Origin of the sequence: Ruminococcus sp. CAG:379, assembly GCF_000434255.1 — a bacterium.
Taxonomy (GTDB): Bacteria; Bacillota; Clostridia; order Oscillospirales; family Ruminococcaceae; genus Ruminococcus_F; species Ruminococcus_F champanellensis.
In genome coordinates, this window is record NZ_FR894813.1 from 20,419 (window position 1) to 25,310 (window position 4,892).

Sequence of the window (4,892 nt, forward strand, 5' to 3'; positions counted from 1 at the left end):
AAAGTCAGATCACGGAATCTGCGAAGCTGCCATACCTGTGGACAATCATAGGAGCCGTAGACGCATGTAGCAATATAGCAGCCCTGCTTCTTTTTGGTTTTGTTTTCAGATTCACTTGGCTTTGCTTTGGGAGGGGCAGATTCAGTGGGCGCAGATGTGGGCTGCATCGGATTATCCGTTGATGGTGGTATGAAATCGGGTGCCTGACCAGAGAAATGATGTACTCGACAGACAGGTGCCTGCAGCAGTGCAGTGATACGTTGGCTAATGTAAGCCTGGTTGATGCCATAGGACGTCCACAGAGTCAGCAGAGGGATGCCTGCTTCTTCCAGGATCTTTTGTATTTTTTGATCACGAGTATGGCGGTTACGTTCAAGGTGGGATTTGTCGTTGATCTCCACAGCAATTTTCGGGACATATGCGTGATCCGTGATCAGGAAATCGATATTTCTGAAAAGCTCATTATGATAAGATGCTTGATCAGTGCGGAGTACGAAAGCAGCCAGATTGATTTGAGGAAAGACAAAGAATCCAGCTGGTAAGGCATTTTGTATAGCGCCGAAAAAAGCAATTTCGCAGTTCGAGAGCAAGGCTTCTCGGCGCTCGTACAGAAAAGGATTGGAATTTGGGTTGGATTCCGCCTGTGGGCAGGAGGCATCTTTATGATGCCATTGCTTGCAGGTGGTGCATTTTATAATTTGCCCTTGTTCCTTTAATATGTTGCAGTTCCAGCATAGTGGGTATTTTCCACTTTCTGCGCCGCATACTTTACATTTCATATGGTTCCTCCTGTCTGTCTTGTTATGTGGATATAAAACACAACAATAGTATACAGCATTTTTTACAGGATTTCAAGCTTTTTCAATATTTTCGTGTATCATTCTAAATATAGCCACCAAAAACCCACCCCGGCATATGCATGCCGGGGTGGGTTTTTATGAAAGGGATAGAAGCTGGCAAATCAAAGGATGTCTGTCAGATGTGCCAGATACCGACAGATGGCGGTGATATCGGAGGAATCCACCACCTGGTTCTTGTCACAGTCTGCATTCTGCACGCCCTGAGGGGTGACAGAGGCGCTTGCGTCCTGTGCAATGTACCGTGCCAGCAGAACCACGTCGCCGATCTCAACCTCTCCGTTGCAGTTCACGTCGCCGTATACAGGCGCCGACTGGGGTTCGGTGGTGGTTGTGGTGGTAGTCGTGGTGATCGGGGCAGGTACCGTAGTGGTAACCACCGGCGGCTGCTCCTGGGTGCTGAACGTTGCGCCCATACCCCGGAATCCGCTGTTCTCTGCGAGCATCAGGAAGCCGTTGGTGGTAATGGAACCGTCCGGATTTCGCCATACTGTGTGGAAATCCGTGCCCTCTGCCGGTGCAGTCACGCTGATGAAATCGCTGTCCTGGGGACCGGTTACGGCATCGCCGATCTTATTTTTGGAAATGTCCGCCATACTGCCAACCTGGTAGTACTTGCCGGAGTTGTAGTATACGGAGTTTCCGATCTTGCCTACGAACTTATCGCTTGCGCAGTTGCCGTAGCTTACATAGGAAAGCAGGTTGGTGAAGGTACCGGCAGTGCAGCGATCCATCTGGAAGTTTGCCTTGCCGCCACCCTTGGAGTTTGCGAAGGAGGTACAGTTGGTAAGGCTGCCGAACAGGGGGTTGTTGTTGTCGGTGAAGCCATGGTGCAGGTTCTCAAAGGCGATGCAGTTTTCCAGCACATGGGCAGTACCTACGCCGGAGCCGCCCAGCTTGAATCCGTTGCCATCGCAGTCTCCGCCGCCTCTGCCGTCCTCAGTCCGGCCGTTGCGGAAAGCGATGCAGTTCCGGAGGGTCACAGCGCCGATGGGGCCCGTTGCGCTCTTGGCGTACAGATCCCAGCCGTCATCGCTGTTGTTGTAGGACATGCATCCGTCAAATACATTTCCCACGCCGCAGGTGAGCTTTGCGGCAAAGCCGTCTGCGTTTTCCATGGTTGCCTCGTCGCAGTTGTTGCTTGCGGTGCAGTTGAGAATGGTATTGTAGGAGGGCCACTGGGAAATGTCAGAGTAGGAGGTGTTCACCCGGCTGATCTGTAAGCCGGTATCCCGGTTGTTGGTGAACTGACACAGCTCCACCACGTTGTGACTGCCTGCCAGGATCATGCCGTTGTCCCCGGCACCCTGGATCCGGATCCCGTACCAGTGCCAGTAGCTGCCCTCCAGGGACACGCCCCGGTTGGCATTGTCCAGCGCCATTGCAGAAAAGTCAAAGGTTACGGATGCACCCGGCACTGCGGAAATGGTCTTGTAGGCATGCTCTGTGCCGCTGTTGCTTTCAGCAACCTTAACGGTGGAGGACAGATTGTATACACCTCCCAGGCAGTAGATGGTGCCGCCGGGCTGCACGGAATCAATCGCCTTCTGCACCGTCATGGGATGATCCATGGTGCCGGATGCGGAATCAGAACCATTGGGAGCGCAGTAAATTGCGCCTGCAACCGGCTCTACGGAAGGCGTGGTAGTGGGGGGCACAGTGGTGATCCCCAGGACAGTGGTGACAGCCGGAGCAGTGGTTGTAGTGGGAGTCGGTGCAGTGGTGCCCGGTGTGACCGGAGCGGTGCTGTCCAGCTTGCCCACGCCGCAGGATTTTTTCAGCGTATCCAGCAGGGTGTCGGTGCCCTCAGCGGTGTAGGCATAATCCGGCTTGTAGGTGCTGGTGTTTGCCATATTCTCCGACCAACTCTGAGAGGTCTCGGTGCTGGTGTTGGCAGTGGTGCATCCGATGAACTGGTTGCCGCTTAGATTCCAGTAGCCGATGGCTTTGCTGTCCAGGGAGCAAACCGGCTCCTTTACGTTGTCAAAGATGTTGTTTTCCACGAACACTTCTGCACCCATCCGGGTGTTGATGCCGCTGGTGTAAATATCGTGGTAGTAGTTGTTATAGATGTGGGCATGGCCGAACCGGAACAGGGGAAGCCGGGAGTTGCAGTTTTCAAAGATGTTGTGGTGCATGGTGAAGGTCCGGTCATAGTTGTCACTGTCGGAAAAGCCGCAGAGCATGGTTTTCCAGCTGTCATGCAGGTAGTTGTAGGAATAGGTCAGATGGTGGCTGTTCTTCTTGCAGTCCAACAGACCATCGTATACATCCTTCTTGCTTTCGTCTCCGTCATATACATTATAAAGCTCGCAGTGATCCACCCATACATAGCCGGAGTTTTCAATGCTGATGGAATCTCCCTCACCGGCACCCTTCAGCACATGGTGGATTTCCATATTCTGAATGATGATGTTTTCACACCGTACCATCCGGATGCCGATGCCGTTGCATTCCCCCCGGTCTGCCACGCCGATGACGGAAATGTCCGACAGATCCTTCATCAGCAGCTCATCCTGTGCGGTGTTGTCCAGGGTGATGGTGCCATCCACATAAATGGTCAGAGGCACATTGTCCGCCTTGCTGTCCAGCGCCGCCAGGAACTGATCCCCGGTGGCAACCGTCACGGAAGTTCCGCCAGCGCCGCCAGTGGTGCCTGCTCCGTAGCCTACGGGCCCATCCGCTGCCACAGCCTGTGCGGGTTGTACGGTGCCGGCTGCCATCGCCAGGCCTGTCACCGACATCAGGGCGGCGGTCAGCAGCCCCCAGATGCGGTTGACGGTTTTCTTCGTCAATACCATATGCAATTTCCTCCAAATTCTTTATTTCCCGCTGCACTGTGCCTCTTGCATATCCCACGATCAGTGCACAATACAGCCATATGATTATTATAACACACATAATCATCCAATGCAATAACATATTGTGATCTGTTGCCGATGGATTATGGTTTTTCCTTATCAGCATCCCTGTTCTTTTCTTCGCAATCGCACATGGATTGTGCGGCAGATGCTGTGACAAGGAACCAGGCGTATTCCCACCGAAACAGACAGGATCCGCCCTTGACTTCCAGCGGAAAGTAGGATATAATAAGATGTACCGCTTGAACAGGGAGGTGTGCTGTATGCAGCAAACAGGCTTAAAGACCATTGCGGTGAACCGACAGGCTCGACATGAATACTTTGTACAGGAAAGCTTTGAGACCGGCATCGTCCTGGTGGGGACGGAGGTCAAGTCCATCCGGCAGGGGGGCGTAAACCTGAAGGACAGCTGGTGCAGCATCGACAAGGGTGAGCTCTGGATCAAGGGCATGCACATCTCTCCCTATGAAAAAGGTAATATTTTCAACACGGATCCCCTTCGGGTTCGCAAGCTGCTGATGCACCACAAGGAGATCGATCGTCTGCTGGGTACGCTCAAGCAGGAGGGGCTGACGTTGATTCCCCTGTCCCTGTATTTCAAGGGCAGCCGGGTGAAGGTGCAGCTGGGACTGTGTAAGGGCAAAAAGCTCCACGACAAGCGGGATGCGGCAGCGGCACGGGATGCCAAGCGGGAGATTGACCGGGCGCTGAAGACCCGGAATCAATAAGGGGGCGTAAAGGCTTCGACGGGGGCTGTGAACGTTCATAAGCGAGTAGAGGGCGTGACTCTTTAACCACGCAACACGTTTAAAATTAAACGCTGATAACGATACTCTTTTGATGGCTGCCTAAGGGCCCCATCCGTCTGCCCGGGAAGGACTGCGGTCCCGGAACAGGCGTCGATCAGCAGTGAACATTCAGCGGATCTGCTCATATCCGCTGAAGGTCTTTTGAGCTACCGACTCTGTAAGCCTGCTTTTCGGCGTGCAGAGCCGGGAATTGAAAGGAAAAGCTACACTCGTAGAAATTGACCGGAATCGGCTTTCGGACATGGGTTCAATTCCCATCGCCTCCACCATATGCATGAAAACCTGCGTAAATACGTGGGTTTTTCTTTTTGTCCCCGAAAAAATGAATCAATCGTGAGCAACCCATCCTGTAAAAGCGTGGATGG

At 53.1% G+C, this 4,892-nt stretch carries 3 protein-coding genes and 1 other RNA gene; 2 read left to right on the top strand and 2 right to left on the bottom strand.

The genetic code is table 11. The features are described 5' to 3' along the window. Together QVO51_RS01220 and QVO51_RS01225 are read right to left on the bottom strand one after the other, a co-directional pair. Window positions 1-779, bottom strand: a 779-nt coding sequence (locus tag QVO51_RS01220; protein ID WP_288167705.1) for a DUF2726 domain-containing protein, incomplete at its 3' end; no start/stop codon positions are given. A 182-nt stretch (window positions 780-961) separates the two neighbouring features. After that, window positions 962-3,658 (bottom strand): pectate lyase family protein, encoded by a 2,697-nt coding sequence (locus tag QVO51_RS01225; RefSeq protein WP_022356904.1) that lies wholly within the window; start codon window positions 3,656-3,658, stop codon window positions 962-964. Between the two features lie 323 nt (window positions 3,659-3,981). On the opposite strand from QVO51_RS01225, the gene smpB reads away from it, so the two are divergent. Together smpB and ssrA are read left to right on the top strand one after the other, a co-directional pair. Beyond that, window positions 3,982-4,446, top strand: coding sequence for an SsrA-binding protein SmpB (smpB, locus tag QVO51_RS01230; RefSeq protein WP_015558231.1), 465 nt, complete (start codon window positions 3,982-3,984; stop codon window positions 4,444-4,446). After that, window positions 4,447-4,796, top strand: a transfer-messenger RNA (tmRNA) gene (gene ssrA, locus QVO51_RS01235). The last annotated feature ends 96 nt before the right edge of the window (window positions 4,797-4,892 follow it).

What these genes read in the sequence shown, in the direction of transcription:
- QVO51_RS01225 (WP_022356904.1), bottom strand. Translation starts at nt 3,658, where the DNA reads ATGGTATTGACGAAGAAAACCGTCAACCGCATCTGGGGGCTGCTGACC.
- smpB (WP_015558231.1), top strand. Translation starts at nt 3,982, where the DNA reads ATGCAGCAAACAGGCTTAAAGACCATTGCGGTGAACCGACAGGCTCGA.